This window comes from Stenotrophomonas sp. 704A1 (assembly GCF_030549525.1).
GTDB lineage: Bacteria > Pseudomonadota > Gammaproteobacteria > Xanthomonadales > Xanthomonadaceae > Stenotrophomonas > Stenotrophomonas tuberculopleuritidis.
Map to the genome: position 1 here is coordinate 4,352,409 of NZ_CP130831.1, position 23,714 is coordinate 4,376,122.

The following is a 23,714-nucleotide window of genomic DNA, read 5'->3' on the forward strand; positions in this document are numbered from 1 at the left end:
GTCACACGCTGCGCTCGCCGGCCATGGCCCGGCGCTACCGGATCACACATCCACCGGGGTAGCGCCGGGCCATGCCCGGCGGCGTAGCGTATCCGTCACGCTAGCGGTGATGCATCCACCAGCAATCGATCGCGTCCAGCGCGATGTGGATCATCAGCCCAATGCCGAACAGGCGCGTTTTCTTCGGTACGCACAGCCCGGCGTAGACCGCAATGGCCGGTGCGGTGTGCAGCGGGTGGAAACCGATGCTGCAGCGGTTCGGCGCGTAGATCGGGTCGGCCAGCAGATGGTCCAGGTCGATGATCCAGCCCAGCAGCAGCAACAGCCAGGCCGAGGCGAACCGCTTGCGCCAGAACAGCCATGCCAGCAACGCTGGCACGGCGGCGTGCAGGAACAGGTGGAAGATCGCGCGGGCGCTCATCGCAGCCGGTAGCGCCGGGCCATGCCCGGCGTTCCCGCGTACCTCAGACCAGCGGTTCGTCGGACAGGTAGGTGTAGCCGGTCAGGCCCGCTTCCAGCGCTTCGGACAGTTCCTGTGCGCGCTCCGGCGGCAGGTCGGCCGAGGCCACGCGCTGGGCGTAGGCCGCACGCAGGTCGTCCAGCCGGTAACCCACGTAATCCAGCATCACGTCGGTGGTATCGCCACGGCGCTGCTGGGTGATGGCGTAGCCATCGGCATCGGCGAGCACTTCCACCGCGTCGGTATCGCCGAACAGGTTGTGGATGTCGCCCAGGATTTCCTGGTAGGCACCGACCATGAAGAAACCGATGCGGTAGCTCTCGCCGTGCTTGATCGCGTGCAGCGGCAGCGAGCTGTCCAGGCTTTCGTTCTCGACATAGGTCTTGACCATGCCATCGGAATCGCAGGTCATGTCGGCGATGATGCCGCGACGGTCCGGGGTCTCGTCCAGGCGCTCGATCGGCACGATCGGGAACACCTGGTCGATCGCCCACGCGTCGGGAATCGATTCGAATACGCTGAAGTTGACGAAATACTTGTCGACCAGGCGCTCGTTCAGTTCATCCAGCGCCGGGCGGTGGCTTTTCTCGTCGTAGCTCAGGCGCGCACGCACGCCATGGGCGATGGCGTAGAACAGGTCGTCGATGCGCGCACGCTGCGGCAGGTCGATCTGGCCCAGCGCGTAGCTGGCCAGGCCTTCGGCATGGAAATGCTGCGCTTCCTGGAACAGTTCCACCGCCGGGCGCACGTCCAGCTCCTCGTGGATCTCGCGCAGGTGGCGGATCGAGGCCGGCTCGTCGTCGTGCTGGTCGGGCACGCGGCCTTCCTGCGCCTGCTCCACTTCAGAGACATTGGCGATCAGCACCGCGTGGTGCGCGGTCATCGCGCGGCCGCACTCGGTGACGATGCGCGGCGGGGTCAGGCCGTGTTCTTCGCAGGCATTGGCCAGCGGCTGCACGATGTTGCTGGCGTACGAATTCAGCCCGTAGTTGATCGAGCAGAAACTGCGCGAACGGGTGCCTTCGTAGTCCACGCCCAGACCGCCGCCGACGTCCACGTGGGTGATCTTCGCGCCCAGCTGTGACAGCTCGACGAAATAGCGGGTGGCTTCGCGCATGCCGTTGGCGATGTCGCGCACGTTGGAGATCTGCGAGCCCATGTGGAAATGCAGCAGGCTCAGGCAATCGGCGTACTCGGTATCGCGCAGCGACTTCCACAGGTCCAGCAGCTGGCGCGGGGACAGCCCGAACTTGGCCTTGTCGCCACCGCTGTTCTGCCATTTGCCGGCGCCCAGCGAGGCCAGGCGCATGCGCACGCCCAGGCCCGGCTTCACGTCCAGCGCCCTGGACTCTTCCAGCACCAGCTTCAGCTCGGACGGCTTCTCGATGACGATGAAGGTCTGCAGGCCCAGCTTGCGGCCGATCAGGGCCAGGCGGATGTACTCGCGGTCCTTGTAGCCGTTGCAGACGATCAGGCCACCCGGGCGCGACAGCGCCAGCACGGCCATCAGCTCGGGCTTGCTGCCCGCTTCCAGGCCGAAACCCTCACCGTGGTGGCTGGCCAGGGTGCCGGCCACGCCGCGGTGCTGGTTGACCTTGATCGGGTACACCGCGGTGTAGCCGCCGGGGTAGTCCCAATCCTGCTGGGCCTGGGCGAAGGCCGCCTGCAGCTTGCCCAGGCGCTGGCCGAGGATGTCCGGGAAGCGCACCAGCAGCGGCAGCTTGGCGCCGGCCGCGCGCGCGGCGCCGACCACCTTCGGCAGCGACACCACCGGGCCGTCCGCCCCGGTCGGTCTCACCACCATGTGCCCAGCCTGATCCACGTCGAAGTAACCATCCGCCCAATGCGGGATCGAGTAGGTCTTGCGGGCTTGGTCGAGGGACCAATCGGTCATTGCAGTCGGCCTTGTTGGCAATAAAAGGGGGGGCATGATAACGCCTATATGCCCACAGGTTCGTTATCATGCGCGCCCGCGCCCGTGGCAGGTTCCAACCTGAACGGGCCGATCCGTCCGGATGTGGCATCTGTGCCACGCGGCCCCGCCCGCCAGCCCGGCTTCACCCTCCGAACAGGACCCAGAAGGACAGCTCCATGACTGACAGCAACAACTGGTACATCGAACACTTCGAGCGCACCGGCTCGGCCATCGGCTACCGCATCACCGGCAAGCTGGACGAGGTGCAGTCGCCGTTCCAGAAGATCGAGATCTTCCAGACCACCGACTGGGGCAACCTGATGACCATCGACGGGGCCATCATGCTGACCAGCAAGGACAACTTCTTCTACCACGAGATGATCAGCCACCCTGTGCTGTTCACCCACGCCGCGCCCAAGCGCGTGGTGATCATCGGTGGCGGTGACTGCGGCACCCTGCGCGAAGTGCTCAAGCACCCGGGCGTGGAGAGCGTCACCCAGTGCGACATCGACGAGCAGGTCACGGTGATGGCGCGCAAGCACTTCCCGGAACTGTGCGATTCCAACGACGACCCGCGCGCCGAGCTGATGTTCGACGACGGCGTGGCCTACATGGCCAACTGCCCGGCCGGCAGCGTGGACGTGGTGATCGTCGATTCGACCGATCCGGTCGGCCCGGGTGAAGGCCTGTTCAACAAGGCCTTCTACGAGAGCTGCTTCAAGGCCCTGAAGGACGACGGCATCCTGGTGCAGCAGTCCGAATCGCCGCTGATGCAGCTGGAGCTGATCAACGAAATGCGCACCGAGATGGGCAAGGCCGGCTTCGGTTCGTTCAAGACCCTGCCGTTCCCGCAGCCGTGCTACCCCACCGGCTGGTGGAGCGTGACCCTGGCGCGCAAGGGCGACAGCAGCTTCGACTTCCGCCAGGCCGATTCGGCGGCCAAGAGCTTCGACACCCTGTACTACACCGCCGCGCTGCACACCGGCGTGCTGGTCACCCCGCCGTTCGTGAAGGCGGCACTGAAGGGCTGATCGGAGAGCGTACCAACCCAGGTTGGCACCTACCAATGCAAAAAAACCCGCGCTGGTGACAGCGCGGGTTTTTTCGTTTTCCGGTAGCGCCGGGCCATGCCGGCGGCCTTCCGGTCAGATCGCCCAGATACCGGCGATCACCGCCACCACCAGGCCCCACTTGATCAGCTGGTAGGCCACCACGCTGCGCTCGCGCAGCGCCTTGGCCTTCAGGCGCACCTTGTAGACACTGCCGAAGGCCTTGTTGACGCCACCGGTCGGGTCACCCGGCAGGTTCGGCGAGGCGCCGCCGGCCAGCAGCGTGGCCGCCACCGCACGGTTGAACAGGCCCGGCAGACCGAAGCGCAGCGGACGGGCGATATCGCAGAACAGGATCACGCGGTCATCGGGCGTCTCGTTGTGCGCGTGGTGGATGTAGGTCTCGTCGAACATCATCCACTCGCCATCGCGCCAGCTCTTCTTGATGCCGTCCACTTCGATGTAGCAGGCATCGTTGTTGGGCGTGGCCAGGCCCAGGTGCAGGCGCAGCGAACCGGCGAACGGGTCGCGGTGCGGGCGCAGTTCGCTGCCCGAGGGCAGCTGCGCGAACATCGCCGCACGCACGTCCGGCAGCGACTCCAGCAGCGCGGTGGTCTTCGGGCACATCGCCTTCGCCGACGGGTGCGACGGGCCATACCACTTCAGGTAGAAGCGCTTCCAGCCACGGCGGAAGAACGAATTGAAACCGGCATCGTTGAACGTGCTGGAGGCGGCGATCTTCTGCGCATCGCGCAGCGCCAGCGCCTCGTCACGGATCATCTGCCAGTTCTGGCGCAGCGGCTCCAGCTGCGGGAACTCCTTGCCCGGGTCCAGGAACGGCGTGGTCGGCACTTTGGAAAACATGTACATGACCACGTTGATCGGGGCCATGAAGCTGGAGTGGTCCAGCAACTGGCGCGACCAGCGCGCGCGGACCTTGCCGCGGAAGTGGATGTACAGCACGCAGGCCACGAACAGCGCTGCAAGGACGATCTTGATAATCAAAACACTTTCCTCCAGCACGTGCCGGACAGGGAAACAGGGCGATGTGGCCGCAGGGCCAGCACCAGGGGGGACGCGGCAGGAGACGGGGACGTGCCGGAGAGGGGCGGCCGCCGATGTCGCGGGTCAACAGCTTATGGTCGGCAGGCCGTGGGCCGGGGTCAAGCCGGACGTGCAGTGCGTTCATCACGGTGTTGCCGGCCACGCACGGCCGCCACGCAACTGATTGAAATAAAACGACTTCTGGATAAGTGAGACAAAATTGTCCGAAAAAGCGCGACGAACTGTTCCAGCCACGGCGCCGACATTTCTCCGACAACCCGTGGAATAGCGAACTAGCGGGTACTAAAATTTGCTTAACGAAAGTTAGCTGTTTTCCCCCGTCGTACCGGTTCGCTTGACGCTTCAGCGCCACCCACCGGGTCGCCCGAGACCCCACATGATCCCTTCAGCCTCTCCCTCCCCCACCTGCGGCGACGACGCCGCGGCTCCGCTGCTGCTCAAGCGCGGCGATCGCTTCCTGGCCCCGGATGTCTACCGCACCTGCCTGGATGGCCGGCCTGCGGTGATCAAGGACTACTCCCGCTACCGCGGCACGCCCGTCTCGCTGGTCGCCCGGCTGATGGTGCGGCGCGAAGCACGCATGCTGCAGCGGCTGGGCGGCTGGAAGCATGCCCCTGCCCTGCTCGGCACCCTGGGCGGCCTGGCGCTGGGCATGGAGTTCATTCCGGGGCAGACGCTCAGCACCGCCCAGGCCGTGGGCAATGAAGTGTTCGAACAGCTGCAGCACGCGATTGCCCGCCTGCATGCCGCCGGCATCACCCACAACGATCTGCATGGCACCAACGTGGTGGTCAGCGCCGGCGTGCCGGTGCTGCTGGACTTCACCTCGGCCTGGCGCGTGCCGCGCTGGCTGCGCCGCAACCCGCTGAGCCGGCAGCTGAGCCGCAGCGACATGAAGAACCTGCTGAAGATGCGCCAGCGCATGACCGGGCAGGCACCGAGTGCCGCGCAGGCCGCGCTGGTCGCCGACCCGGGCTGGGTGGCAGCGGTGCGCCAGGGCTGGAAGCGGTTCTATAAGTGGGCCAAGCGCCGGTAAGCGCTGTTCGGCCCTGCATGTCCTGCTCGACTGCGGTTTGCTTCTGCATTTGTAGAGTCGAGCAAGCTCGCCTCTACGGAAGCCTCCCCGCACTACCCAGGCACACGCGCCGATAGGGCTCTGCGATACTCGTCGGCACTCCACTCGCAAGGACGCTGGGGATGCCGACACCGGAACACACTCGTCTACTGACTGCAGCCGCCAGATCCGTACTGCGCCCGTTGGGCTGCGTGCAGAAGGGCCGTTCGCGCACCTGGCTTGACGACCAGGGCTGGTGGGTCGGGGTGGTCGAGTTCCAGCCGTCGGCATGGGACAGGGGCAGCCATCTCAATGTCGGCGCCTGCTGGCTCTGGAACGAGCAGGATTACCTGTCCTTCGATGAGGGCGGCCGCGTCGCCGGATTCGAGCGCTTCGCCGATGCCGTGAGCTTTGCCTCGACCGCACAGGCACTGGCCGAGCAGGCCGCCGCCGAGGTACTGGCCCTGCGTGACCGCTTCCCCACCCCGGGGCATGTGCGTGCATTGATGAGCCGTCATCCCAAACCGGGCATCCGCGAGCATATCTATGCCGGCATCACCGCAGGGCTGGCGGGCGCTTACGACGAGGGTCGCAGGCACTTGGCACTGGCCGCTACGGAGACCCACCCAGCGCCATGGGTCGATGTGCTGAAGCAACGCTGTGCCGAACTCATGCCGCTGCTGCATCCTGGTGGCGGCTTCGAGGCAGAGATCGCCGCCACCGTGACGCGCACCCGTCGCGCGCTCGGTCTGCCCGAGTGGCGGTCGTCACCCCTCATCCCGCCGGGTTGATCACATCGGGAGGGCACTTCGTCGCACACGGGTGTTCGCGCCGCCAGATCCCGGCTAGGGTCATCGCCTTCCACGCACAGGACTGCACCGAACCATGCGCCACTGGCTCTTTCTCGCCCTGGCTACCCTGCCCTTCACCGCCGGCGCCATCGTCATCCGCAGCGATGTGGATGACAGCGCCTACCGCATACCGGCATCCGCATTCCCGGCCCTGGCCGACCTGCCCGGCGAGGGCCACGGCGTGCTGATCGCGCCGCGCTGGGTGGTCACCGCCGCACACGCCGCGCCCATGGAAGGCATGGACGCGGACGTGCAGATCAATGGTCGCCCGTACCGTGTCGAGCGCGTGTTCGTGCATCCCGGTTACCGGCGCATGCCCGATGCGCTTGGCCAGGCGGCGCTGGCGTCAGGCAATCCAGGCCCCATCCACGCCTTCCTCGCCGCCTCCGATGACATTGCCCTGATCCAGCTGGCCGCACCGGTCAGCGACGTTGTGCCGGTTCGCCTCTATCGCGGACAGGCCGAAGCGGGAAAGATCGCTACTCTGGTCGGCAAGGGGGCCACGGGCACCGGCATGACCGGGCTGGCGCCGGGTGGATCGCACCGTGGCGTACTGCGCCGCGCGGAAAACGCGGTGACCGGCGGCAACGATCGCTATCTCTGGTATCGATTCGACGGCCCCGACGGCGGCCTGTCGCTGGAAGGCGTACTCGGCAGCGGTGACAGTGGCGGCCCATTGATGATCCGCGACGCTCGGGGTTGGCAGCTGATCGGCCTGGGTTCGTGGATTACCGCAGTACCGGAGCATGCGCTTGAAGCGGGCTACTACGGGCAAGTGGTGCACAACGTGCGCATCTCGCGCTATGCCGACTGGATCGACCGCGTGATGCGCACCGCGCCGTAGAGTGGAGCTCGCTCGACTGAGGCAACGGCAGAGCGGTCAAGCATCCCGTCGCACGTACGGCCCAGCGGATCAGCAGCCCGCCATCCCGATGGCCGCCCACACCCCCACTTACAACGCGTCCGCGTCCAGCTCACCGGTACGAATACGCACCACGCTGCCCAGGTCGTACACGAACACCTTGCCGTCGCCGATCTTGCCGGTGCCTGCCGCCTTCACGATGGCTTCCACCACCAGTTCCACCTGGTCGTCGGTCACCGCCACTTCCAGCTTCACCTTCGGCAGGAAATCGACCACGTACTCCGCGCCACGGTACAGCTCGGTATGGCCCTTCTGGCGACCGAAGCCTTTCACCTCGGTCACCGTGATCCCGGTAACCCCGCGCTCGGCCAGCGCTTCGCGCACGTCGTCGAGCTTGAACGGCTTGATCACCGCCATGACCATCTTCATTGTCGATCTCCTGTATTCCGGCGTGGAGGATAGCGCCTGAACGCGGCCCGTGCGAAGCCGCCCCCGCCTGTGCGGGCGCGCGGCACGGCAGTATCCTTGTGGCCTGCACGGCCCGCCCGCACCACGGAGTACCCCCATGATCGACCTGAACCAAATCGATGACCTCGCCCGTCGCCTCAGCGACCTGGTGCCGCCGGGCCTGCGCGAGTCGCGCGAGGAACTGCAGGCCACCTTCAAGAGCGCGCTGCAGGCCGGCCTGGCCAAGCTGGATCTGGTCACCCGCGAAGAGTTCGAAGTGCAGCGCGCGGTGCTGCTGAAGACCCGCGAGAAGCTGGATGCGCTGGAAACCGCAGTGCGCGAGCTGGAAGGGCGTGGCACCGCAGAATGAAAAAAGGAGGCGCGCCGCGCCTCCCGTTTACAGAGTATTTCGCGGATGGGGCCTTGCCGCAAGGCCCGCCGGGCGCCCTAGACTCGCCGGCCTGTCGATCCGGCAGGACAGTCAGCGCAGCACCGATGGCACAGGACACCGAATGGACACCCGTTTCGCACGACACCTGCGACCAGGTTGCCGGGCCGTTCTACCACGGCACCCGCGCTGACCTGGCGGTGGGCGAGCTGCTGAGTGCAGGCTTCCGCTCCAACTATCGCGACAGTGTGGTGATGAACCACATCTACTTCACCACGATTGCCAAAGGCGCTGGGCTCGCTGCGGAGATGGCCCGCGGCGAGGGGCGGCCGCGCGTGTATGTGGCGGCGCCGACCGGGCCGTTCGAGGACGATCCGAACGTGACCAACAAGAAATTTCCCGGGAACCCGACGCGGTCGTATCGGAGTGCGCAGCCGTTGCGGGTGGTTGGGGAGATTGTGGAGTGGGAGCTGTACGACCCGGAGTTCGTTCGGCAGTTGAAGGCGTTTGTTGCGTCGGGTAGTGGGGCGATCATCAACTGACGGAGGGGAAGGGTCCTGCTTTGCCTGACGGACGAGCAAAGCGGCAGCATTCCGGAAGATGTCCGCTCTCGGCCAAAAGCGGACATCCCGGCGAAACTCCATAAGCAACAGCATTGCCCATACCATGGAATAGAGACCATCCATCCGTCGCATAAGCAGCTTTGGCATCCTGTGGCTATCAGGCCAACTCGTCTTTAGCGGCGCTAGCCTGGGAATGAGCACCTTGGTCTGACAGCGCCTTCGTAAGCGCTTCATTCAATGCACTCAGCGATGTTCCTGTTCCAGGCAACTTGACCACGTGATTTCCGTTGACCAGAAGCAAGGTGGGATAGGTTGTAGCGCCAAGAAGACGTGCCGCGGCGAAGTCCTCAAGGGCAGCCTGCACGGCGCGCCCGTCCTCCAGCAGCGATCTCGTCACTTCACCATTCAGGCCATTGGATTCAGCAACTTCAACGATCGTTGCAATGTCTGAAAGGCTCTTCCCTCGCTTGTAAAATGCCTCCTGCAGCTGTTGAAGCCAGTGAATTGCCCGGTTTGGTGACTGGTGGCGCAGCGCTGCCAGCGCCGCGCCCGCGTGCTGTGAGTCCATGACCATTCGTCCGTCTTGCAGTAGCGCTTGATACTGGAGACCGAACTCCGCGCCGGTAATACGCGCAATTCGCGCGTTTGCTTCCGGAATGTGGGGGTAGCTGGCCAGGGAAGCCGCTCGGTCGCCCACAAACAGTCCACCGCTGATCGCGGTAAAGGCGATACGGTCTCGATTAGCCGCTTCAAACTCCTCCAGCCGTTGCGCGAACCCCCAGCACCAGCCGCAATAGGCGTCGCCGACGTAGATGACCTGTGGGACTTCAGAATTCTGGGTTCTCATCTTGGGAGCCAATTGATTGGGAAGGTGACTCTATTCGCTACTCAATTAGTGCGGAAGTCACTATTCTTGGAAACATTGTCTACTGGGAATTGACAATCCATGGATCGCCTGACGTCTGCCCAAGTCCTCGTCGAAGCGATAGATCGAGGAAGCATCAGTGCTGCGGCCGCCGCTTTGGGAATGTCGAGGGCCATGGCAAGTCGACATATCGAGAACCTTGAAGAGTGGCTCGGTGCTCGTCTCTTGCACCGAACCACGCGTGCACTTGCTGTCACCGACGCGGGGAGCAAGGCAGTGCCGGGATTTCGCGCCATGCTTGAGCTCCTGGACGACGTTCGTGGACAAGCGGGTCAGCAGGGCGTGGAGCTGCGTGGCAAGCTGCGGCTCACCACCACAGCCTCATTTGCTGAAGCGCAGTTGGCCGCCGCCGTCATCGATTTCCAAGACCAGCATCCCCGGATAGAAATTGATCTTCTCGTCCTGGATAGGCCGGTCAATCTCGTTGCAGAGCGCATTGATCTAGCAGTGCGCATCACAAACCATCTCGATGAGGGATTGGTTGCCCGGCGGCTGGCGACATGCCATTCCGTACTCTGCGCGTCTCCGGGTTACCTGGGCCAGCGAGGGATGCCTGCACAGGTTGCGGATCTGAAAGATCACCACTTCGTGAGCCACGACGGCCTGGCTGCAGCTGGCTATCAGGTAACCGACCAGCTCACGATGCCGCCAAGCCAGAAGTTACATGGCTTTACCAGGATCGCCACGAATGAGACGGCCGTGGTACGCGCACTTGCGCTGGCCAACGCCGGTATAGCCATTTTGCCTACGTACTATATTCGCGCGGATCTCGCCGCAGGCTCATTGATCCACGTCCTCCCGGATCATTCACCGCCGTCTCTGGGTATCCACGCGGTTTTCGCTTCGCGGAGGAATCAGCCCAAGGCCCTGCAGATGTTGATTGCGCATCTGGTTGCACGATTTGGGGGGCAGCCTGCCCCTTGGGACATGGCTGCCCTCTCGTAGCGGTCGAATTGGCCGCGTTGGCGTTTGGCTGTCGTGCCGCCGTAATCGGTAACTAACTACGTTGAGGGAGCGGGCGCGCCACGCCGAGTACACCCAGGCTTACGGCGACGGCGCCTGCTGCCACCCAGAAGGTCGCACCGACACCCGCGGAATCCACGATCACCCCGCCTGCCGAAGAGCCGGCGGCGATCGCTACCTGCGTCGTAAATGTAAAGGCGGCTGACTTGGCCTCCAAGCCCCCGCGTGCGGCCTGTTGGTTCCAAAGGTTCAAGCACAAGGGCAGAGCGCCCCATGCCATGCCCCAGACCATTACCAAGGCAATTTCCAGCGAGGGCGAGAACAGAAGCAACGGCATCACGCCCAGTGGAATCAACAGCATAGCCTTGGCCATTGCCAGGCTGTACTTCACGCTTCTGCCAACGAAGTGGCTGGTGACGAACGTGGATAGAAATCCCGCCACGCCGTAGCCAAGCAGTACGTAGGTGATGCCCGCTGGTTTGATCGCAGCTTCGTGCAGCAGAGGTGCCAGGTACGTGTACGCGCCGAAGTGGGCAGCAAAGACAAGGGAAATCATCAGCATGCTGCGCCTTGCCTCCGGGGAGGTGGTTGCAGCAATCAGTTCGTCAAATTTCAGAGAGCCCTTGCCTGGAACCTTGGGAAGGACCGAAATCTGGAGGATCATCGCGATCAGCGCGATGCCGCCGGCGGCGATGAAGGCACCCCGCCACGAGGAGTGGGCGGCGACAAAGTTGCCCAGCGGTACGCCCAGAATCATTGCCGCGGTGACGCCGGCAAAAACCGCAGCCGTCGCCTTTTGCGATCGCTCCGGCGGTACAAGGCGGGTGGCCACTGCCAACGCCATTGCCCAGAACGCGCCCAGGCTCACACCCACAAGCGCGCGGCCAACCAGCAACGCAGCGAAAGTGCCGGCGCCAGCTGAGATGCCGCAAGCGGCGATGAGGATGGCGGACAGGATGAGCAGAATCAGACGCCTGTCCATTCGGCCGGCGACCAGCATCACGCCGGGGGCCGAAATCGCTGCAAAAATGCCCGGGAGGGTCATCATCAATCCAGCGCTTCCGGCAGTCACTCCAAAGGAGTCTGCAACCTCGGGCAACACCCCTACTGGGAGGAACTCTGCCGTGACGGAGGCGAACGAGCCAAGTCCCAGTGACAGGATGGCCAGGAAGGTGCGCGCTGGGCCCAGCGCGACGTGCTGCGGTGTAGAGGAAACGGGGGAGGTCATGGAGCACCTGCTGATCAGCTGGAAGAGGTTGGCCCAACCGGGCCCTGGCCTTTAGATGGAGGCCATGTTTCGGACTAAAAGCCCGTTTATTTGCAAACACTGTGCATGTGAATGGATAATCGTCACGCCTGAACACGACTGAGTGCCATGAACCAGCTCCTTGCGATGCGTGCCTTCGTTCGTGTTGTGGAAACGGAGTCCTTCAGCCGGGCTGCCGATCAGTTGGGCATTCCCCGCTCAACGGTGAGCAAGCTGGTCACTGACCTTGAGGCACACCTGAGGGTCAAGCTGATTCACAGGACCACCCGCACAGTGGCCGCAACCACCGATGGACTGGCTTACCTGGTGCATGCCCGGCGGATCGTCAATGACGTGGACAGCGTGGACAACGCCTTGTCCGGCAATACGCTCAAGCCTCACGGGCACCTTCGTATCGATGCACCGGCCTCTTTCGCCACTTCTCTGTTGATCCCCGCACTTCCTGACTTTCATCGCCAATACCCTGACATCACCGTCGCGATCGGGATAAGCGACAGGACGTTGAACGTGCTCGGGGAAGGCGTGGACTGCGCCATCAGGGCAGGTCAACTCGACGATCTGAGCTTGGTGGCCCGTCAGGTGTCAGCGCTTCCTTTTGTCACATGCGCCGCTCCTGATTACCTCGCCACTCACGGCATCCCGGAGGATCCCGAACAGTTGGCAGAAGGTCACCGCCTCGTCGCCTACTTCTTCCCAGCGTCCGGCAAACTGGAAGGACTGGCCTTTCAGCAAGGCGAGCAGTCACATACTTTCTCTACTGCCGCCTTTACGACCAACGAAGGCAACGGTCTCACCGCGCTCCTGCTGGCGGGCATGGGAATCGGGCAGCACCTCAAGGCGGTGCTGCAGCCTCATCTGGACAGCGGGAAGCTGGTAGAGATTCTGCCTGGCTGGACCAAGCCAGCGCTTCCGCTGCACGCCGTTTACCCGCCCAATCGCAACCAGAGTGCTCGGCTGATGGTCTTCGTTGAGTGGCTTCAGCGAACTTTCGGTCAGGGGACATGAGGACCAGCGCGGCAACGGATTGTCCATCCACGTAGAAGATCATTCCAGCCAGCCCCCCTTTGTTTCCACAAGGGGCACCAGCACCTTCTCAGCGATTCGGCGTTGACGGCATTGCCGAGCGTCACGACACCTGAGAAACCGCTGGAGTGGTCCTGTGAGTCAGCTTTTCGAACCGTTCGATCTACGGGGCCTGTCCCTGAAGAACCGCATTGCCATGGCACCGCTGACCCGGTCGCGCTCTCCAGATGAGGAGCCGCTGGAGATCACGGCCCAATACTATGCCCAGCGCGCCGGCGCGGGCCTGATTGTCAGCGAGGGAGCCCCCATCTCGGAAATGGGGCGTGGGAACCTCTTCACACCAGGCTTGTTCCGGCAGTCGCAGGTCGACGCCTGGCGCAAGGTGACCAATGCAGTACACGCGGCCGGCGGCACGATCTTTGCCCAGCTCTGGCACGTCGGCCGAGTATCACATTCCAGCCTGTATCCCGAAAACGCGGCTCCGGTCAGTGCCTCGGCAAGGCGAGCCAATGGTGCAAAGGCATACGCCTGGACGGAAGAGAGCACACCGGGATTTGTGCAGAGTTCCATGCCGCGCGCTCTGCAGACGGAAGAAGTTTCTGTGGTTGCGCAGGAGTATGCGCAAGCAGCGGCCCATGCGATCACGGCCGGGTTCGACGGCGTGGAAATTCATGGCGCCAATGGTTACCTCATCGACCAGTTCCTCAATCCGCTGGTGAACGATCGCGAGGACAGCTATACCGGCAGCACCATCGAAGGACGTACCCGATTTGCCCTGGAAGTGGTTGACGCAGTCTGTGAAAGGATCGGGCGTGAGAGAACAGCCATCAGGCTCTCACCCTACGGCCAAGCGTTTGACATGCCGCTGTTTGAGGACATCGACGAGACCTTCAAAGCACTGGCAGTCGAGCTTTCCAAGAGAGGCATTGCCTACGTGCACCTGATGGATCATCCGCGGGCCAATCTGGGCTTGGCACCAATCGAAGCGTCTCCAAGCGCCTTCGACGACCTGCGCGCCCAGATGCGCCAACTGATGCCGGGCACGCCGCTGATGCTGGCCGGCAACATGACTGCTGAACGAGCCAATGCGCTGCTCGAAGAAGGTGAGATCGACATGGCGGCTTTCGGGCGGTTGTTCATCCCCAATCCTGATCTTGTTGAGCGCCTACGCAATCGCTGGCCCTTGGCGATTCCCGACCCGTCGACGTTCTACGGCGGAGGAGCTGCCGGGTACATCGATTTCCCTACCTACAGCGAATGCACCCCACAGCGCTGACACGTGCCTACAGGACTGCAATCAGATGAATCTTCCAGACAATCAAACCTTGCGCCTTCACTTCCCGCAGTGGCAGGGTGGTAACAATCCGCCTTACCACTTGGGCGCGCAGTTGCTGGCGTGGTTGGCGCCACAGTCTTCCGGCCCCATGGAAGAGGTGTTCGTTCCCGTTCCCGATGGGACAGCGCTGGAGAAAGAGAACGGGATCGTCGCGCGAGGTGCTCTCATCCAGCAGCAGCGCGAAGCGCGTCGCTTGATCGACAAGCACAGGCCCGACCGCCTGGTAGTACTCGGTGGCGACTGCCTGGTGGATCTCGCGCCATTCGCATACTTGAACGAGCGGTATGGTGGCGACCTGGCCGTGCTATGGGTAGACAGCCACCCGGATATATCCACGCCGGAACAGCTCCCGACTGCCCATGCAATGGTGTTGGCGAGCCTCATGGGCCAGGCGGACCCCGAGTTCGCGGCCGAAGTCGCAGTGCCCGTCAAGCCGGCCAACGTTCTGTACGTGGGCGTCCATGACCCCAATGCATGGGAAGCGAAAGAGATGGAACGTCTGGGCTTGCGAAACGTCAGCCCTGAGATGCTGGCCGAGCAAGGCAGCGCACCTGTTCTGGATTGGCTTCGCTCCACAGGCGCCCGACATGTGGCCGTCCACTTTGATCTGGATGTCCTGGAGACCAGCGGGTTTAGAGCACAGTTGATGGCAAACCCTTCAGGCCTGTCACCCTTCCTGCAGGGCGTTGCTCAAGGCGAGCTCTCCATGACACAGGTGATCAGCGTGCTGCGAGACGTCGCCGAGGTTGCAGATGTGGTTGGCCTGGGCATCGCTGAGCACCTGCCTTGGGATGCAATCAATCTGAAAAGAATGCTGGAGCAGCTTCCACTGATCGGCACGCCTCCGCAGCGCGGCTGACATCCGTTGCATCGAAGGAATCTTGCCGAGCCATCCAACGGCCGTATGTTCCGCCAAACTCGACCCCAAGCTGCCACAGTCATGAATTCTCAAACCTCCCGTGTCGCTCGCATCCTCGGCACTGAGCTTCCCCTTATTCAAGCGCCGATGTCCTGAATCACCAGCGCGGCGTTCGTTGCCGCAGTGTCTGAAGCCGGCGGACTGGGCGTCCTCGGTCCTAGCGCGGGCCAAAACACGCTCTCATCCGGTCCTGCAGAAACCATCGGCCGCATGCGTGCAGAGATCCGCAAGACACGAAGCCTTACCTGCAAACCGTTCGGATTGAACGTATTGCTCACCAGCGGAGAGCCGTTGGATGCGTTCACGTCGGATTGGATCCAGATGGGAGCAGAGGAAGGTGTGAGACACTTTGTGTGCGTCGGAAATGCCACTGAACAATCGTTCGGACATATCAAGGGACTGGGCGGGACGATCATCCATCGTCCTCTGACCCCCACGGTGGCAAATATGCGGGAGGCGGAGGCGCTGGGCGCTGACATTCTGGTCGCCACCGGATACGATTCAACAGCAGACTGCCGCTTGCTGGCCAACCCCCGTGGCGGTACGCTCGAGGCAAGTACCCGGCTTGCGCGACCTGTCCGCCAGCTCTGTATCAGCGGACATCAGTGCCCGTTGCCGCCGGGCAATACCAGGGGGGAATATCATGAAAGCGTCGTATACGTTACCGCTTTTGGTGGTCGCTTTACTGTGCACTTCTTGCGAGACGCTGAATCCTCACAAGACGAGTCGATCGGCCGTGGGAGTAGCAGGCAGCGAGGACACGCGCGGCACGCTTTTCGTTTGGGATAGCGATGTATCAGCTGCAGTTGCCTACCCTCATCGAACCATCTCCGAAGATGGAGCCATCAATGCGACTGCGATATGCATGCAGCGCGCTATGACAGCCGGCGCGGTCTCCGCCGAGGTCTCAGCCGCCATCAACGACACCGCCGCTGCGCTCATTAATCCCACAGCAAAAGTGACGGGCGAGCCACTCGCCCAAGGTGCTGTGGCTGTTAGCAAGGCTATTACTACTCTCGCAGTCTCCACTGAGCGCACTGCATATGTTGATACGACCCTTTTCTATCTATGCCAGCTCCACGCGAACGGCGGACTTAACTCTGCACAATTGGACAGGCTGGTGGGCGACTTGATCGAAAAGAGCACCGCTATGCAGCCCGTGCATGCCGAACTGACGCAGGTTGCGGCGCCCGACCTCGCGGAGCGTGCTGCGCTCGCGAGAGAGCGTGCAGCAGCGAAGCGTGCTGAGGCGGCGGAGGCAGAACGCGAAGCCAAGCGTTTGCAGGACGAGGAAGATAGAGCGAGAACACCGACGACTGGGACCGACGGGGTGATTCAGCCCGTCCAACCTACGCCGCCCGCGCAACCCACTACGTAACCATCTTCTGGCATCTCACAGATGCAGCGCGATCTTGGAGCGACCGGGGCCGACAAACAAGCCCTCGCACAAACAGGCGCAGCTGTTGGCTCGGCGCTCGCTCCGGCTTTACGTTTATGGTCGCGCAGAGATCCGGTTTGGGTCGCATGACGCCCTGCGGCCGGAAGCGGACATCGATCGCAAGAGCCCCACGTATCGCGGCGCACCGGCCCATCTCAGTTCTATACGCTCAATGGCCGTCTACCTGCCCGCACTGCTGCCCATCAACGTGCAGGCTGCCTCGGCAACCCGCTTTAACCCCCGCGCAGCAGATACAGCGCAACCAGGAATGGCCACAGCGAGTTGATCGATGAAAACAGGCGCTGGGTCAGCCCTCTGAAGCCGTCCGGGTCCGCGCCCACCAGGTTCAACCAGAGATAGACGATGCCAGCGATGCTCACCAAAGCAGTCACCGCGTACGCCCTTCGGTTGGCAGACCACGCGCCCAATTCGATGTGCGACATCGCCGGTGCAATGATGTTTGCGATACCGATGGTATAGAACCCGTGCATCGGATGGCCCATGGGCCAGAGCCCGTTGGTCAGCATGGAGATGCCAAAGACCATCCAGCAGATCGCGCCTACGGCAATCCGGTGGCCGGACTCCCGCCATACCCCGATGGCAAACGCCACGAACCCCATGCCAGCGCCGATGGCGGCGATCCTGGCGCAGACGCTTGCGAGCGTTGGCGCCTGCAGCAGTTCGCTGGCGTGTTGTGCAAGCGGGTTGTAGCCCGGCGCAAACGCTGCGGCAACGCTGGTCCAGAACAGGAACCATGGAAGGGGAACCAGACCTGCGGAGACGAGAAGTCGGCTGCGGCGTGACACGTACCGTGATCCTTGTACCGGCTTGCGCCAGTGGGTGGAATCCATTCAAGCGTCGCAAAGCCGTCCTGCTGCGGGCAGGACGACCTTGGGTGGCTACAGCTGTAGTCAGATTCTGCGTGGCGCCCCGTGGGGTCAATAGGTAGAAAGTCACTCTGGCCTGGAAGTGAGGCGGACGAGGGCCTTGTGGCAGGCGTGCGCCGAAGGTCGTATCGGGTGGGTGCCGAAGGCAGCGGAGCGGCAGAGGAGACCCAGACACCATCTTGCTCCGCTCTGCGCATCTTAAAGCGGTAAAGTTGCCCCATCCCGTGCTCAGGTCTGCCATGCCCGCGATCGACCAGAATGACATTGTCGGTGCGCAGCACGAAGTGCAACGGCTTCTTGGCCGCTGCATTCTGCGCCTTCAGCAATGCGAGCAACTCATGAAGTCCATGCTCGTCCATCAGGAGTGGTCCGGTACGCTGAAAACCCTCCCAGTCGCCTTGGACAACCGCAAAGCCAAGTTCGGTGGCAAGACAATGGGCATGTTGGTGGGTCATTTGACTGCCGAATGCGTGGTGAAGGAAGGCAGCGCCCCCCCCGGGGAGCCATCCGACTACGACGCCAATCCATGCTCTATCAGTTCGCACACGAGAATCAGTTTGCCAGCGGAATCCCATGCGGCCCTGCAAACAGATCTGCGTGAGCTGGTGAACCTCAGGAACACACTCGTTCACCACTTCATCGAGCAACACGACCTATGGACTGTCGAAGGATGCCTGCAGGCGCAGGGTGCGCTCAGCAGTGCCTACACGAGGGTCGACCAACAGCTCCAGCGACTGTGCCCTATCGCTGAAGGGATGGACGAGGTCAGAAGAGAGTTTGCGGAGCGGCTGCGATCACCCATGGCGCATGAGTTTGTGGTCAACGGCATCGCGCCTGATGGCCAGATTCACTGGCCCATCGCGGGTGTTGTCAGTGCGCTGAGGCAAGCCTGCCGAGAACGGTCCATCGACGGCTGGTTGAATCTGGACACAGCTGTTCGTTGGGTTTCCGAGCATCATCCGGAACAGACTCCGAAGAAATACGGCTGCGCCCGGTGGCGGCATGTCATTCATGAGTCCAAGCAGTTCGATTTGCGCCATTTCACTCACAACGGACAGTTCGGGGCGTGGCTCCGTGAGCGGGTCAACTCGCCGAGTTGAAGAGGCAGTTCCACCAGCCCCGCGAGCCGTCACCTACTGCGTGACGTCGCATCTGACGCACAAAGCCCCTTTGACTAAAGGATCTGACGATACGGTCCCAGAAGTGTCGTTCCTCCCGCAGCACAAGGATCTTGGACCACCCCACGCTATGCCAAAATGCCAAAAACGTCCTGGGCGTTGGCGGCATTGACCCTACCCCCTTGGCATTTCCAACAACATCAGGCAACTCTGGTAGAGCCACCGACAACGGGTGGCCGGGCGTCGAAAACCCGATTCACTAGACGTTGTTTACGCTTGCCAGCCGGTACCGCCACGCGTGGTGCCGGCTGGCAATCCGTCTGCCGGCTACGGCGGACGGTGCGTGGGGGTCTTGTACCCGCCGGCATTGTCTAGTGATCCGGTTTTCGAGCCACGCATCGTCCGCCACCTTTATCGGTGGCGGCTTCTGCCTGCATGCACGGAGCCAGCCATGACCACGCCGCACTCCCCTCCCCCGCACCCCATCCAGGAAGCGCCGTTACCCGGACCTGCCCTCGACCCCAACAGCCTCATCGCCATCCTGCACAGCATCGGCGCCGGTGCTGCAGCCGACGGCCAGCCGTGGCCCGAGCGCCACCACCTGCGCAGCCGGCAGATGCAGTTGTCCGACGCCGACTGCGCGCTCACCGGCCAGCGCATCGTGCAGGAGATCCTGCTGGCGGCCGAGCGCACGCGCCAGAACGGTGATCCCGAACAGTACGTGGGCGATCGTGTGATGGAGGGGTTGGTGATGGCCGATATCGCACTCACGGCCTTCATCCACGAACGCGTGCGGCCGCGCGAGTGAAGATGTGCTCGTGGATATTCCGTTCTGCCTGTGCGCGGGGTGATGCATGAGCAAGCACCGCCTTGCCGCTGCGGCGGTGTGCATCGTGGTGATCGGCACGGTATGGGCGGGGTGGCCCGAGCCAGCGGGCGATCAGGTGTGGACCTACCAGAAGCTGCAGCCGGCTGATTACCGGGCGCTGCACAGTGATGCGCTCGGCTTCGTGACCGCAAAGGCCAAGGAAGGCTTTGAGCTGCACCCGCGCTATGCCGGGGTGACGTCCTTCGAGATCCGGTGCAAGGGTGTTCTGGTGATGGACGTGGAGAACGCCCCTTCACGCGTGCTGATCCGCATGCCCGCCGATGCTCGGTGGCGGGCGCCGGATATCGAGCGCCTGCGTCTCAGCTTCGAGCGTTGGCTGGATCTGCACCAGAGCCGGGGGCGGCTGCTGGTGGAGCGTGCGGGGCCGTCGTGGGTTGAGGCGCGGTTTGGGCGCTTCGGTGGGGCGGTGCCTGGTGGGCAGCGTTGCGCGTTTGAGCCTCGCTCGCGTCGTTGATTGCAGAGATCAGTTTGCCGCAAAGGAGAGTGAGGCAGAACGCAACCATCTGTCGGAATCTCCCGAGTCGCTTCACCAGCAAGTCCCGATGGTGCCCCGCAGATTGCCCCCTCACCATCAAGCGCTCCTCCGCAGGAAGCCACACATGAGCCTGGCGCTGGTCCACAGCCGTGCCCGCGCCGGGGTCGATGCCCCGCTGGTGCGCATCGAGGTGCATCTTTCTGGCGGTCTGCCGGTCACCCAGATCGTCGGCCTGGCCGAGACCAGCGTGCGCGAGTCGCGCGAGCGTGTGCGTGCCGCCCTGCTCTGCGCGCGCTTCGACTTCCCGCAGCGGCGTATCACCCTCAACCTCGCACCGGCCGACCTGCCCAAGGAAGGCGGTCGCTACGACTTGGCGATTGCCTTGGGCATCCTCGCCGCCAGCGGCCAGGTCGATCCGCAGTCGCTGCTGCAGTACGAATTCCTCGGCGAACTTGGCCTGACCGGCGAGCTGCGGCCGGTGGCGGGTGCATTGCCCGCTGCGATTGCAGCGGCTGAAGCAGGGCGCATCCTGGTGGTGCCGCCCGGCAATGCCGCCGAGGCAGCGCTGGCCGAGCACGCCGATGTACGCGTGGCGCGCACGCTGCTGGAATGCTGCGCCGGGCTGGGCAATCCGCGCCTGCTGCCGCCGGTGGAGCGCGTGGATACCACACCGCTGCCGCTGCCGGATCTGGCCGATGTGCGCGGTCAGGCCGTGGCGCGGCGGGCGTTGGAAGTGGCCGCCGCCGGTGGCCACCATCTGCTGCTGATCGGCAGCCCCGGCTGCGGCAAGACCCTGCTGGCCTCGCGCCTGCCCAGCCTGCTGCCGGACACCGACGAGTCCGAGGCCCTGCAGCTGGCGGCCATCGCCTCGGTCAGCGGCGATGGCCTGGACCCGACACGCTGGCGGCAGCGCCCGTTCCGGGCGCCGCACCACAGTGCCAGTGCAGCGGCATTGGTGGGCGGCGGCAACCCGCCCTGCCCTGGCGAGATCTCACTGGCGCACCATGGCGTGCTGTTCCTGGATGAACTGCCCGAATGGAACCGCAGCGCGTTGGAAACGCTGCGCGAACCGCTGGAGTCTGGTCACATCCGTATTGCCCGCGCGGCACGCAGCGTGCAGTACCCGGCGCGCTTCCAGCTGGTGGCGGCGATGAATCCGTGCCCGTGCGGCTGGGCCGGCGACCGCAGCAACCGCTGCCTGTGCAGCGACGAGCGCATCAGCCGCTACCGCGCGCGGGTCTCGGGCCCGCTGCTGGACCGCATCGACCTGCATATCAGCGTGGCGCGCATGGACGCGGCGGAACTGCGCGAAACCACCCCGCTGGGCGAACCCAGCGCCACCGTGCGCGCCCGCGTAGTGGGCGCGCATGCGCGGCAGCAATCACGCGGCGGGCTGAACGCGCATCTGCCGCCGGCAGCGCTACGTGCGTGTACACGCCTGAGCGACGCCGACCAGGACCTGCTGGAACAGGCCATCGAGCGGTTGCAGCTGTCAGCCCGGGCGATGCACCGCATCCTGCGGGTGGCGCGCACGATCGCCGATCTTGCCGAGAGCGGGGCCATCCAGACCGCGCACCTGGCTGAGGCGATCGGCTACCGGCAGCTGGACCGCGGTACGCCCGGCGCGTAGGTGACAATTTTCAAAGTCAGTGTGACTAAACCAAAGCCATGCGACTGACAGACGACGAAGGCGGCACTTCAGTTTTGATTTTCAATCAATGAATTAGAAGGGTCAGCTCTCATCACGTTGCACTCAGAACAACGCAACCCCGGCAAATTCGTAAGAGGGCTGCGACGAGCATCACCGAAACATTGGGGCTTGAGGGCGGGACTCGGTATCGAGTTCGATGCCGAGTCTTCTTCTGGCCGAAAGCGGATGTCGTCTCCAACGCCAGCCTCTTGCGGGCGGCCACCTGAGCGCCCTCTCTTTGAAGCGGCTACGGGCGTGCGTTAAGGGCCGAACCCCACCGCCATTGAAACGACTTTCTCATCTCGGGTGAAGAAGCATATGTTGGATCCACCTTCCGCGAAGCCGCAGACGCGTTCAACGTCAAAGGAACCCAGCTTCGCTCGCGCAGCGTCCATCGAGCCGTATCCACGCGCAGCACTGAGCGCCTTGGACGCTGGATCACCGATCGCAACCCCCTTTAGCCTCAGGCTCTTCAGGCCCTCAACACGGGCTGAGGATGGCCGATCGGCGGTGATCGATGAGACGCGAATCTCATCGATTGTTCGGAACTTCGGCTCAACGTCAGGGTTGGAGGTGACTATCACCTCCAGCTGAGTGGTTGGGTCCCGGTACCTACGCCGGATTAGACCCGAGGCATCTACTACCCTATCGCCCTCTCCATACCGGCGCAGGACCTCATGTTCACTATAGGCATGAGGAAGGTACGCTCCGTCGCGGAACACTTTTGATACGTAGTCGACCCCAGGCTTTCCCGCCGCAGAGCATGCGGCTGCGGCCAGCAGTCCAAGTCCAACCAAGGCGAATTTTCTTGTCTTCATATGGTCTATGAATGCTCAGAAGAATGGAATGATCACCGGGCGCTCGTGGTTCATCCTCTGATAGGTGATCGGTTTTGAGGGAAGCGACGGAACATCAGTCCAGAAGGGGACTCGTAATCGGCTTCCTGCCGGTAGAAGTTGCCGGTCGCCGTGTTGATCGGGTCCCTCTCGAAAGGGATGCCTGGGTCATGGGCATTGGCTGCGGCAGCGCTGTTCCTCGTGGCACGGGCGCCAGTTCCGTCCGTGGCCAAGCCAAGCCCTGCAGAGCAACGTTTTTGGCAGCCTCCGAAGTTCTTCTGAGGCTGCCCCACGCTGATCTCGGAGGCGAAAACTTTATCGCTCGCCTTTCCATTCACGTAGATCACTGCCGCCCAATTGTCGTTTCCGTAGCGGACCGTGACCACGGGCGGCTTGGTGCACTTGGGGTCCTGTTGGCAAGGGGCTTGGATCTTCCCAACCAGGAAGTTGACCGCCGCACCTACGCTCTCAAACGAGCCAACCCCGCGGAACGACTGAACCTTGTAGAGAGGACCGTAGTAGGTGGCTGCATCTGCAGTCGATAGCCCCCCCAATGCCAAGCATAAAGAGACGATCGCGGCAGCCTTGTGGCTGCGCAGAGACATGGCTGACGCCATTGGTGCACACTCCATGTGAACAGCGGTTGGCAAATCCGGCCAAGGGACTGTGTCCGGCATCAATCCCTAATGCACGGAACGAACTTCCTCCCCGGACCTGCCGAGGATCGGCAAATCCTAGAGCAAGCTAATGACAGATTTCGTGCAGCAGTGCACGCTTCTGGGGAGAGCAGGAAGTTTGGTGTCTTTTGCACAGACTATGCCTGCCTTCCTGGTCACCAACTAAGCCGGCGACGACCGGCATAGTTCGACAAGCCATGTAGTCCTCTCACACCGGCAAGTATCGGTCGCCCCGTATCTAGGGATGCTCTGAAGAACTACTCGGGTAATGTCAGCCGCTGGCCTGCCGCCTGTGCATGCCCATGCGCGGCAGCAGTCACGCGGCGGGCTGAACGCCCATCTGCCGCCGGCAGCGCTGCGTGCGTGTACACGCCTGGGCGACGCCGACCAGGACCTGCTGGAACAGGCCATCGAGCGGTTACAGCTGTCAGCCCGGGCGATGCACCGCATCCTGCGGGTGGCGCGCACGATCGCCGATCTTGCCGAGAGCGAGACCATCCAGACCGCGCACCTGGCTGAGGCGATCGGCTACCGGCAGCTGGACCGCGGTACGCCCGGCGCGTAGGCGCTGACGCCTCTCCCCGCGACCGCCGGCGCATGCGACCATGAAGGCCCCT

General features: G+C 63.4%; 24 protein-coding genes and 2 pseudogenes. 17 read left to right on the forward strand and 9 right to left on the reverse strand.

Features of this window, described 5'->3' with window-relative positions:
- Window positions 1-100: 100 nt before the first annotated feature.
- Window positions 101-421 (reverse strand): DUF6122 family protein, encoded by a 321-nt coding sequence (locus tag Q5Z10_RS19885; protein ID WP_303637062.1) that lies wholly within the window; start codon window positions 419-421, stop codon window positions 101-103.
- Between the two features lie 43 nt (window positions 422-464).
- Entirely contained in the window at window positions 465-2,354 is a 1,890-nt protein-coding gene (speA, locus tag Q5Z10_RS19890; protein ID WP_303637063.1) for an arginine decarboxylase, read from the reverse strand.
- A 197-nt stretch (window positions 2,355-2,551) separates the two neighbouring features.
- Between speA and speE the strand changes: the two genes are divergently transcribed.
- The gene (gene speE, locus Q5Z10_RS19895) at window positions 2,552-3,406 is read left to right on the forward strand and encodes a polyamine aminopropyltransferase (protein WP_303637064.1); all 855 of its coding nucleotides are present in this window, start codon (window positions 2,552-2,554) and stop codon (window positions 3,404-3,406) included.
- A 114-nt stretch (window positions 3,407-3,520) separates the two neighbouring features.
- On the opposite strand, the gene Q5Z10_RS19900 is transcribed toward speE, so the two are convergent.
- Complete coding sequence (locus tag Q5Z10_RS19900; RefSeq protein ID WP_303639234.1) at window positions 3,521-4,426, reverse strand: aspartyl/asparaginyl beta-hydroxylase domain-containing protein; 906 nt, start codon at window positions 4,424-4,426, stop codon at window positions 3,521-3,523.
- Between the two features lie 439 nt (window positions 4,427-4,865).
- Between Q5Z10_RS19900 and Q5Z10_RS19905 the strand changes: the two genes are divergently transcribed.
- From Q5Z10_RS19905 to Q5Z10_RS19915, 3 genes are all read left to right on the forward strand, one after another.
- Entirely contained in the window at window positions 4,866-5,525 is a 660-nt protein-coding gene (locus tag Q5Z10_RS19905; protein WP_303637065.1) for an RIO1 family regulatory kinase/ATPase domain-containing protein, read from the forward strand.
- Window positions 5,526-5,755: 230 nt separating this feature from the next.
- Window positions 5,756-6,334 carry a hypothetical protein gene (locus Q5Z10_RS19910; RefSeq protein ID WP_303637066.1) on the forward strand — a complete coding sequence of 193 codons (579 nt, stop codon included), beginning with the start codon at window positions 5,756-5,758 and terminating at the stop codon, window positions 6,332-6,334.
- A 94-nt stretch (window positions 6,335-6,428) separates the two neighbouring features.
- Window positions 6,429-7,238, forward strand: a complete 810-nt coding sequence (locus tag Q5Z10_RS19915) for a S1 family peptidase (protein ID WP_303637067.1) — start codon at window positions 6,429-6,431, stop codon at window positions 7,236-7,238.
- A 108-nt stretch (window positions 7,239-7,346) separates the two neighbouring features.
- Here the strand turns inward: Q5Z10_RS19915 and Q5Z10_RS19920 are convergent, their stop codons facing one another.
- Complete coding sequence (locus Q5Z10_RS19920; RefSeq protein ID WP_079223976.1) at window positions 7,347-7,685, reverse strand: P-II family nitrogen regulator; 339 nt, start codon at window positions 7,683-7,685, stop codon at window positions 7,347-7,349.
- Between the two features lie 136 nt (window positions 7,686-7,821).
- Between Q5Z10_RS19920 and ubiK the strand changes: the two genes are divergently transcribed.
- The gene (gene ubiK, locus Q5Z10_RS19925) at window positions 7,822-8,073 is read left to right on the forward strand and encodes a ubiquinone biosynthesis accessory factor UbiK (protein ID WP_012512353.1); all 252 of its coding nucleotides are present in this window, start codon (window positions 7,822-7,824) and stop codon (window positions 8,071-8,073) included.
- A gap of 125 nt (window positions 8,074-8,198) precedes the next feature.
- Complete coding sequence (gene arr, locus Q5Z10_RS19930) at window positions 8,199-8,633, forward strand: NAD(+)--rifampin ADP-ribosyltransferase (RefSeq protein WP_303637068.1); 435 nt, start codon at window positions 8,199-8,201, stop codon at window positions 8,631-8,633.
- Window positions 8,634-8,811: 178 nt separating this feature from the next.
- Here the strand turns inward: arr and Q5Z10_RS19935 are convergent, their stop codons facing one another.
- Window positions 8,812-9,501, reverse strand: a complete 690-nt coding sequence (locus Q5Z10_RS19935; protein ID WP_303637069.1) for a DsbA family protein — start codon at window positions 9,499-9,501, stop codon at window positions 8,812-8,814.
- A 99-nt stretch (window positions 9,502-9,600) separates the two neighbouring features.
- On the opposite strand from Q5Z10_RS19935, the gene Q5Z10_RS19940 reads away from it, so the two are divergent.
- Window positions 9,601-10,524 carry a LysR family transcriptional regulator gene (locus Q5Z10_RS19940; protein WP_303637070.1) on the forward strand — a complete coding sequence of 308 codons (924 nt, stop codon included), beginning with the start codon at window positions 9,601-9,603 and terminating at the stop codon, window positions 10,522-10,524.
- 52 nt (window positions 10,525-10,576) lie between these two features.
- Here Q5Z10_RS19940 and Q5Z10_RS19945 read toward each other — a convergent pair whose 3' ends face one another.
- Window positions 10,577-11,770, reverse strand: a complete 1,194-nt coding sequence (locus Q5Z10_RS19945; RefSeq protein WP_303637071.1) for an MFS transporter — start codon at window positions 11,768-11,770, stop codon at window positions 10,577-10,579.
- Between the two features lie 147 nt (window positions 11,771-11,917).
- On the opposite strand from Q5Z10_RS19945, the gene Q5Z10_RS19950 reads away from it, so the two are divergent.
- The 5 genes and pseudogenes from Q5Z10_RS19950 to Q5Z10_RS19965 all read left to right on the forward strand — a co-directional run bounded on the left by Q5Z10_RS19950 (window position 11,918) and on the right by Q5Z10_RS19965 (window position 16,465).
- On the forward strand, window positions 11,918-12,814 hold the full coding sequence (locus Q5Z10_RS19950; protein WP_303637072.1) for a LysR family transcriptional regulator: 897 nt from the start codon (window positions 11,918-11,920) through the stop codon (window positions 12,812-12,814).
- Window positions 12,815-12,968: 154 nt separating this feature from the next.
- Window positions 12,969-14,108 (forward strand): alkene reductase, encoded by a 1,140-nt coding sequence (locus Q5Z10_RS19955; RefSeq protein WP_303637073.1) that lies wholly within the window; start codon window positions 12,969-12,971, stop codon window positions 14,106-14,108.
- Window positions 14,109-14,133: 25 nt separating this feature from the next.
- Window positions 14,134-15,027 carry an arginase family protein gene (locus tag Q5Z10_RS19960; protein WP_303637074.1) on the forward strand — a complete coding sequence of 298 codons (894 nt, stop codon included), beginning with the start codon at window positions 14,134-14,136 and terminating at the stop codon, window positions 15,025-15,027.
- A gap of 183 nt (window positions 15,028-15,210) precedes the next feature.
- Window positions 15,211-15,531 (forward strand): annotated as a pseudogene (locus Q5Z10_RS21455) (nitronate monooxygenase); the annotation flags it as partial.
- A 199-nt stretch (window positions 15,532-15,730) separates the two neighbouring features.
- The gene (locus tag Q5Z10_RS19965; protein ID WP_303637075.1) at window positions 15,731-16,465 is read left to right on the forward strand and encodes a hypothetical protein; all 735 of its coding nucleotides are present in this window, start codon (window positions 15,731-15,733) and stop codon (window positions 16,463-16,465) included.
- Window positions 16,466-16,758: 293 nt separating this feature from the next.
- Here Q5Z10_RS19965 and Q5Z10_RS19970 read toward each other — a convergent pair whose 3' ends face one another.
- A complete protein-coding gene (locus tag Q5Z10_RS19970; protein WP_303637076.1) occupies window positions 16,759-17,331 on the reverse strand; it encodes a DUF998 domain-containing protein in 573 nt (190 codons plus the stop codon).
- A gap of 320 nt (window positions 17,332-17,651) precedes the next feature.
- Between Q5Z10_RS19970 and Q5Z10_RS19975 the strand changes: the two genes are divergently transcribed.
- The 4 genes from Q5Z10_RS19975 (at window position 17,652) to Q5Z10_RS19990 (ending at window position 21,524) form a co-directional block, all read left to right on the forward strand.
- On the forward strand, window positions 17,652-18,512 hold the full coding sequence (locus Q5Z10_RS19975; protein WP_303637077.1) for an OST-HTH/LOTUS domain-containing protein: 861 nt from the start codon (window positions 17,652-17,654) through the stop codon (window positions 18,510-18,512).
- A gap of 469 nt (window positions 18,513-18,981) precedes the next feature.
- Window positions 18,982-19,338: a hypothetical protein gene (locus tag Q5Z10_RS19980; RefSeq protein WP_303637078.1), complete on the forward strand. Its 357-nt coding sequence runs from the start codon at window positions 18,982-18,984 to the stop codon at window positions 19,336-19,338.
- A gap of 46 nt (window positions 19,339-19,384) precedes the next feature.
- Window positions 19,385-19,873 (forward strand): cold-shock protein, encoded by a 489-nt coding sequence (locus Q5Z10_RS19985; protein ID WP_303637079.1) that lies wholly within the window; start codon window positions 19,385-19,387, stop codon window positions 19,871-19,873.
- A gap of 145 nt (window positions 19,874-20,018) precedes the next feature.
- Complete coding sequence (locus Q5Z10_RS19990) at window positions 20,019-21,524, forward strand: YifB family Mg chelatase-like AAA ATPase (RefSeq protein ID WP_303637080.1); 1,506 nt, start codon at window positions 20,019-20,021, stop codon at window positions 21,522-21,524.
- A 320-nt stretch (window positions 21,525-21,844) separates the two neighbouring features.
- Here Q5Z10_RS19990 and Q5Z10_RS19995 read toward each other — a convergent pair whose 3' ends face one another.
- Entirely contained in the window at window positions 21,845-22,402 is a 558-nt protein-coding gene (locus Q5Z10_RS19995; RefSeq protein WP_303637081.1) for a hypothetical protein, read from the reverse strand.
- Window positions 22,403-22,452: 50 nt separating this feature from the next.
- Entirely contained in the window at window positions 22,453-23,025 is a 573-nt protein-coding gene (locus Q5Z10_RS20000; RefSeq protein ID WP_303637082.1) for a hypothetical protein, read from the reverse strand.
- A 364-nt stretch (window positions 23,026-23,389) separates the two neighbouring features.
- Between Q5Z10_RS20000 and Q5Z10_RS20005 the strand changes: the two are divergent.
- Window positions 23,390-23,662: pseudogene (locus Q5Z10_RS20005) on the forward strand (magnesium chelatase subunit ChlI family protein); the annotation flags it as partial.
- Window positions 23,663-23,714 lie beyond the last annotated feature (52 nt).

Coding starts and splice junctions, on each gene's coding strand:
- Q5Z10_RS19965 (WP_303637075.1), top strand. CDS start 15,731: ATGAAAGCGTCGTATACGTTACCGCTTTTGGTGGTCGCTTTACTGTGC.
- Q5Z10_RS19940 (WP_303637070.1), top strand. CDS start 9,601: ATGGATCGCCTGACGTCTGCCCAAGTCCTCGTCGAAGCGATAGATCGA.
- speE (WP_303637064.1), top strand. CDS start 2,552: ATGACTGACAGCAACAACTGGTACATCGAACACTTCGAGCGCACCGGC.
- speA (WP_303637063.1), bottom strand. CDS start 2,354: ATGACCGATTGGTCCCTCGACCAAGCCCGCAAGACCTACTCGATCCCG.
- Q5Z10_RS19960 (WP_303637074.1), top strand. CDS start 14,134: ATGAATCTTCCAGACAATCAAACCTTGCGCCTTCACTTCCCGCAGTGG.
- Q5Z10_RS19985 (WP_303637079.1), top strand. CDS start 19,385: ATGAGCAAGCACCGCCTTGCCGCTGCGGCGGTGTGCATCGTGGTGATC.
- Q5Z10_RS19980 (WP_303637078.1), top strand. CDS start 18,982: ATGACCACGCCGCACTCCCCTCCCCCGCACCCCATCCAGGAAGCGCCG.
- Q5Z10_RS20000 (WP_303637082.1), bottom strand. CDS start 23,025: ATGTCTCTGCGCAGCCACAAGGCTGCCGCGATCGTCTCTTTATGCTTG.
- Q5Z10_RS19975 (WP_303637077.1), top strand. CDS start 17,652: ATGCCCGCGATCGACCAGAATGACATTGTCGGTGCGCAGCACGAAGTG.
- Q5Z10_RS19945 (WP_303637071.1), bottom strand. CDS start 11,770: ATGACCTCCCCCGTTTCCTCTACACCGCAGCACGTCGCGCTGGGCCCA.
- ubiK (WP_012512353.1), top strand. CDS start 7,822: ATGATCGACCTGAACCAAATCGATGACCTCGCCCGTCGCCTCAGCGAC.
- Q5Z10_RS19920 (WP_079223976.1), bottom strand. CDS start 7,685: ATGAAGATGGTCATGGCGGTGATCAAGCCGTTCAAGCTCGACGACGTG.
- Q5Z10_RS19950 (WP_303637072.1), top strand. CDS start 11,918: ATGAACCAGCTCCTTGCGATGCGTGCCTTCGTTCGTGTTGTGGAAACG.
- arr (WP_303637068.1), top strand. CDS start 8,199: ATGGCACAGGACACCGAATGGACACCCGTTTCGCACGACACCTGCGAC.
- Q5Z10_RS19990 (WP_303637080.1), top strand. CDS start 20,019: ATGAGCCTGGCGCTGGTCCACAGCCGTGCCCGCGCCGGGGTCGATGCC.
- Q5Z10_RS19905 (WP_303637065.1), top strand. CDS start 4,866: ATGATCCCTTCAGCCTCTCCCTCCCCCACCTGCGGCGACGACGCCGCG.
- Q5Z10_RS19885 (WP_303637062.1), bottom strand. CDS start 421: ATGAGCGCCCGCGCGATCTTCCACCTGTTCCTGCACGCCGCCGTGCCA.
- Q5Z10_RS19915 (WP_303637067.1), top strand. CDS start 6,429: ATGCGCCACTGGCTCTTTCTCGCCCTGGCTACCCTGCCCTTCACCGCC.
- Q5Z10_RS19935 (WP_303637069.1), bottom strand. CDS start 9,501: ATGAGAACCCAGAATTCTGAAGTCCCACAGGTCATCTACGTCGGCGAC.
- Q5Z10_RS19995 (WP_303637081.1), bottom strand. CDS start 22,402: ATGAAGACAAGAAAATTCGCCTTGGTTGGACTTGGACTGCTGGCCGCA.